1 protein-coding gene is annotated in these 5,766 nt (G+C 71.3%); it reads right to left on the reverse strand.

Annotated elements, in window-relative coordinates; translation table 11 throughout:
* On the reverse strand, positions 1 to 5,725 hold a 5,725-nt coding region (locus tag ABD833_RS08235; protein ID WP_345072246.1), incomplete at its 3' end, for a beta strand repeat-containing protein.
* Positions 5,726 to 5,766 lie beyond the last annotated feature (41 nt).

Below are 5,766 nucleotides of genomic sequence, written 5' to 3' on the forward strand. Positions count from 1 at the left end.
GCACCAGCGCGGCCGCGCACAGGCCGGCGTCCGTGTTCACGTTGCGGGTGCCGGGCTGCGTGGCAAATGTCGGGACCACCTTGTCCTCCACGGTCACGGTCGCCGTCGCCGTCGCAACATTGCCGAAGACATCAGTCACGGTCAGCGTCACGGGGTTGGCCCCGCGGTTGGCGCAGGTAAAGCTGCCGGGCGACACGCTCAGCCCGCCGCCGGTCGCGAAGCCGCAGTTGGCGGTGGAGCCGTTATTCACCATGGCCGCCGTGATGGTAACGTTGCCGTTGGCATCGAGCTGCACCGTGGCGGCCTGGGCCAGGGCCACCGGGGCCGCGCACACGGTGAAGGCCACCCCATTGCTGGTGCCGCCGGGCGTGGTAATCGTCACCGGGCCGCTGGTGGCGCCCACCGGCACGATGGCCGTGGCGGTGGTGGCGCTCGCTACCAAGAAGGTGCCGGCCGCCGTGCCGTTGAAGCTCACGCCCGTGGCGCCGGTGAAGTTGGTGCCCGTGAGCGTGATGCTCGTGCCGACGATGCCGCTGGTGGGCGAAAGGCTCGTGAGCCCCGGCGCGGCTGACTGGTTGAGCCGCACGCTCACCGTGCTGCTGACCCGGTTGGCCGTCAGGAAGTCCAGGTCGCCGTCGCCGTCCACGTCGCCCAGCGCCACGCTAAACGGGATGCTGCCCACGGCGGGGTTGGGGTTGGTGGCCGGGGCCGTGAAGCTGCCCGTGCCGTCGTTGAGCCGCACGCTCACCGTGGCGGCGTTGGCGTTGGCCGTGAGCAGGTCCAGGTCGCCGTCGCCGTCCACGTCGCCCAGCGCCACACTGACCGGGGTAGCGCCCACGGCGGGGTCGGAGCCACCGCTGAAGTTGCCGCTGCCGTCGTTGAGGCGCACGCTCACCGTGGCGGCGTTGGCGTTGGCCGTGAGCAGGTCCAGGTCGCCGTCGCCGTCCACGTCGCCCACCGTCACGCTCTCTGGGAAGCTGCCCACGGCGGGGTTACTACCGCCCGTGAAGTTGCCGAAGCCGTCGTTGAGCCGCACGCTCACCGTGGCGGCGTTGGCGTTGGCCGTGAGCAGGTCCAGGTCGCCGTCGCCGTCCACGTCGCCCAGCGCCACGCTAAGCGGGAACGAGCCCACGGCGGGGTTGCTGCTGCCCGTGAAGTTGCCGAAGCCGTCGTTGAGCCGTACGCTCACCGTGCCGCTGCTGGTGGCGTTGGCCGTGAGCAGGTCCAGGTCGCCGTCGCCGTCCACGTCGCCCAGCGCCACACTGACCGGGGTAGCGCCCACGGCGGGGTCGGAGCCACCGCTGAAGTTGCCGCTGCCGTCGTTGAGGCGCACACTCACCGTGCCGGCACCGTTGTTGGCCACGAGCAGGTCCAGGTCGCCGTCGCCGTCCACGTCGCCCACCGCCACGCTGAACGGGTTAGTGCCCACGGCGGGGTCGGGGTTGGCGGTCGGGGCCAGGAAGTTGCCCCGGCCCGGGCCGCCGGTGGCCGCCGTGAACTGGTGCACCTGCCCGCGGGCCAGGGTGGCGCCGTTGGTGGCCGTGGCGGCGGTGGTGGTGGTCACCAGCAGTGTCTCGCCGGGCCGGAAGCTATTCGTCGGGGTGAAGGTGATGGTGTTGCCGCTCACGCTGGCCGCCCCGCCCTGGGTGCCAAACAGCCGCCCGCCCCGCTGCTGGCTGAACACGCGCACCGCCTGCCGGGTGGCGGCCGTGTTCTGCATCGGCTGGTTGAACGTCACGGCCACGGGGGCAGCGGCCGCCGCGTTGCGCCGGTTGCGCACGGGCGACAGGCTGGTGATGCTTATCGGTGGTATTACGGTGAAGGAGATGCCGTTGCTGGTGCCGCCCGGCGTGGTAATGGTCACGTTGCCGCTGGTGGCGCCCGCCGGCACGGCGGCCGTGGCGGTGGTGGCGCTCGTCACCAAGAAGGTGCCGGCGGCCGTGCCGTTGAAACTGACGCCCGTAGCCCCGGTGAAGCCCGTGCCCGTCAGCGTGATGCTCGTGCCCGCCGGGCCGCTCGTGGGCGAAAGGCTAATGAGCCCCGGCGCGGATGCCTGGTTGAGCCGCACACTCACCGTGTTGCTGTTGACGTTGGCCGTGAGCAGGTCCAGGTCGCCGTCGCCGTCCACGTCGCCCAGCGCCACGCTGGCCGGTTGGCTGCCCACGGCGGGCTCCGGGTTGGTGGCCGGGGCCACGAAGTTGCCCGTGCCGTCGTTCAGCAGCACACTCACCGTGGCGGCGCTGTTTTGGTTGGCCACGAGCAGGTCCAGGTCGCCGTCACCGTCCACGTCGCCCAGCGCCACGCTACGCGGGCCAGTGCCCACGGCGGGGTTGGGGTTGGTGGCCGGGGCCGTGAAGTTGCCGGCCCCGTCGTTGAGGCGCACGCTCACCGTATTGACTAAAGTGTTAGCGGTGAGGAAGTCCAGGTCGCCGTCGCCGTCCACGTCGCCCACCGCCAGGCTGACCGGGGTAGCGCCCACGGCGGGGTCGGAGCCGCCGCTGAAGTTACCCGTGCCGTCGTTGAGCCGCACGCTCACCGTGTTGCTGCCGGTGTTGGCCGTGAGCAGGTCCAGGTCGCCGTCGCCGTCCACGTCGCCCACCGCCACGCTACGCGGTTGAGCGCCCACGGCGGGGTCGGAGCCGCCGCTGAAGCTGCCCGTGCCGTCGTTGAGCCGCACGCTCACACTGTTGCTGTTTTGGGTTTGGTTGGCCGTGAGCAGGTCCAGGTCGCCGTCGCCGTCCACGTCGCCCAGCGCCACGCTAATCGGGCCAATGCCCACGGCGACCTCCGAATTGGTGGCCGGGGCCGTGAAGCTGCCCGCGCCGTCGTTGAGCCGCACGCTCACCGTGCCGTTGTCGTTGAAGTTGGCCGTGAGCAGGTCCAGGTCGCCGTCGCCGTCCACGTCGCCCAGCGCCACGCTGACCGGGACCGGGCCCACGGCGGGGTTGGGGTTGGTGGCCGGGGCCGTGAAGCTGCCCGTGCCGTCGTTGAGCCGTACGCTCACCGTGTTGCTGCTGAGGTTAGCCGTGAGCAGGTCCAGGTCGCCGTCGCCGTCCACGTCGCCCACCGCCACGCTGAATGGGCCAGCGCCCACGGCGGGCTCCGGGTTGGTGGCCGGGGCCACGAAGTTGCCCCGGCCCGGGCCGCCGGTAGCCACCGTGAACTGGTGCACCTGCCCGCGGGCCAGAGTGCCCCCGCCGCCGATGGCCGTGGCCGTGGCGGCGGTGGTGGTGGTCACCAGCAGCGTCTCGCCGGGCCGGAAGTTATTCGTTGGGGTGAAGGTGATGGTGTTGCCGCTCACGCTGGCTGCCCCGCCCTGGGTGCCAAACAGCCGCCCGCCCCGCTGCTGGCTGAACACGCGCACCGCCTGCTGGGTGGCGGCCGTGTTCTGCATCGGCTGGTCAAAGGTCACGGCCACGGGGGCAGCGGCCGCCGCGTTGCGCAGGTTGCGCACGGGCGCCCGGCTGGTGATGGTCAGCGGCGGCACCGTGACCGTGAAGGCCACCCCGTTGCTGGTGCCGTTCGGCGTGGTAATGGTTACGCTGCCGCTGGTGGCGCCCGCCGGCACGGTGGCCGTGGCGGTGGTGGCATTGGTCACGCTGAAGGTGCCGGCCGCCGTGCCGTTGAAGCTGATGCCGGTGGCGCCGGTGAAGTTGGTGCCCGTCAGCGTGATGCTCGTGCCGACGATGCCGCTGGGGGGCGAGAGGCTGGTGAGGGTGGGTGCGGGCAGCTGGTTGAGCCGTACGCTCACCGAGTTGCCGCCCCGGTTAGCCGCGAGCAGGTCCAGGTCGCCGTCGCCGTCCACGTCGCCCACCGCCACGCTGAACGGGCCAGCGCCCACGGCGGGGTCGGAGCCGCCGCTGAAGTTGCCGCTGCCGTCGTTGAGGCGCACACTCACCGTGCCCACGTCGAAGTTGGCCGCGAGCAGGTCCAGGTCGCCGTCGCCGTCCACGTCGCCCACCGCCACGCTCTGCGGGCTATTGCCCACGACGGGGTCGGAGCCGCCGCTGAAGTTGCCGCTACCGTCGTTGAGCCGCACACTTACCGTGTTGCTGCTGCCGTTAGCCGCGAGCATATCCAGGTCGCCGTCGCCGTCCACGTCGCCCAGCGCCACGCTGACCGGGCGAGTACCCACGGCGGGGTCGGAGCCGCCGCTGAAGTTGCCCGTGCCGTTGTTGAGCCGCACGCTCACCGTACCGCTGGTGTTGTTATTAGCCGTGAGCAGGTCCAGGTCGCCGTCGCCGTCCACGTCGCCCACCGCTACGCTGACCGGGCGATTGCCCACGGCCGGGTCGGAGCCGCCGCCAAACACCCCGCTGCCGTTGTTGAGGCGCACACTCACCGAGTTGGCGTTGAAGCCGAAGTTGGCCGTGAGCAGGTCCAGGTCGCCGTCGCCGTCCACGTCGCCCAGCGCCACGCTGTACGGGCCAGCGCCCACGGCGGGGTCGGAGCCGCCGCCGAAGCCGCCGCTGCCGTTGTTGAAGCGCACACTCACCGTGCCCGCGTTGAAGTTGGCCGTGACCAGGTCCAGGTCGCCGTCGCCGTCCACGTCGCCCAGCGCCACGCTGACCGGGCGACTGCCCACGGCCGGGTTGGAGCCGCCGCCAAACACCCCGCTGCCGTTATTGAGGCGCACACTCACCGTGGTGCCAGCCGAGGTGAAGGTGCCGAAGTTGGCCGTAAGCAGGTCCAGGTCGCCGTCGCCGTCCACGTCGCCCACCGCCACGCTCTGCGGGATAACGCCCACGGCGGGGTCGGCGTTGATGGCCGGGGCCACGAAGTTGCCCGTGCCCGGGCCGCCGGTGGCCGCCGTGAACTGGTGCACCTGCCCGCGGGCCAGAGTGCCCACGCCGGTGGCCGTGGCCGTGGCGGCGGTGGTGGTGGTCACCAGCAGCGTCTCGCCGGGCCGGAAATTAGTAGTCGGGTTGAAGGTAATGGTGCTGCCGCTCACGCTGGCCGCCCCGCCCTGGGTGCCAAACAGCCGCCCGCCCCGCTGCTGGCTGAACACGCGCACCGCCTGCTGGGTGGCGGCCGTGTTCTGCATCTGTTGATTAAAGGTCACGGCCACGGGGGCAGCGGCCGCCGCGTTGCGCAGGTTGCGCACGGGCGCCCGGCTGGTGATGGCCAGCGGCGCCGGCACCGTAACCGTGAAGACCACCCCGTTGCTGGTGCCGCCGGGCGTAACAATGGTCACGTTGCCGCTGGTGGCCCCCACCGGCACGGTGGCCGTGGCGGTGGTGCCATTCGTCACGGCGAAGGTGATGGCCGGCGTGCCGTTAAAGCTCGCGCCAGTGGCATCGAAGAAGCGGGTGCCCGTCAGCGTCACGCTCGTGCCCACCGGGCCGCTCGCGGGCGAGAGGCTGATGAGAGAGAGGGCTTCGCCGCCGCCGCCATCGCCTGGGTCCACCACTTGAAAGCCCCTCAACGGAGTAGCTGATGAAGTTGTCGTGCCCCGCGCCCCGCTCTGCTTCCGCCCACCGCGCGGCGGGCTCAAGACCTTCCCGCTGCCCGGCGTGGCCGGCGCGACGCTCATAAAGCGGTCGGAGCCAAAGGCCGGGCTGACCGTGGCGGGCGCGTTAAGCTGGTTGCGTTCGGGGCTGAGGCCGGTGAGCCCGGGGGCCTGGGCGAAAGCCGGGGACAGCAGGCCCCCTGTCGCGGCCAGCAGCACGGCCAGAAACAGAATGCGGTGGCAAACCCGCGGCAGGATAGTGAGGGTTGGTTTCATAAGAAAGGGGGGCGAAAATATGAAGACCTGTTTCCCGCCGA

Source organism: Hymenobacter fastidiosus, assembly GCF_039539565.1.
In the GTDB taxonomy this organism is placed as follows: Bacteria; Bacteroidota; Bacteroidia; order Cytophagales; family Hymenobacteraceae; genus Hymenobacter; species Hymenobacter fastidiosus.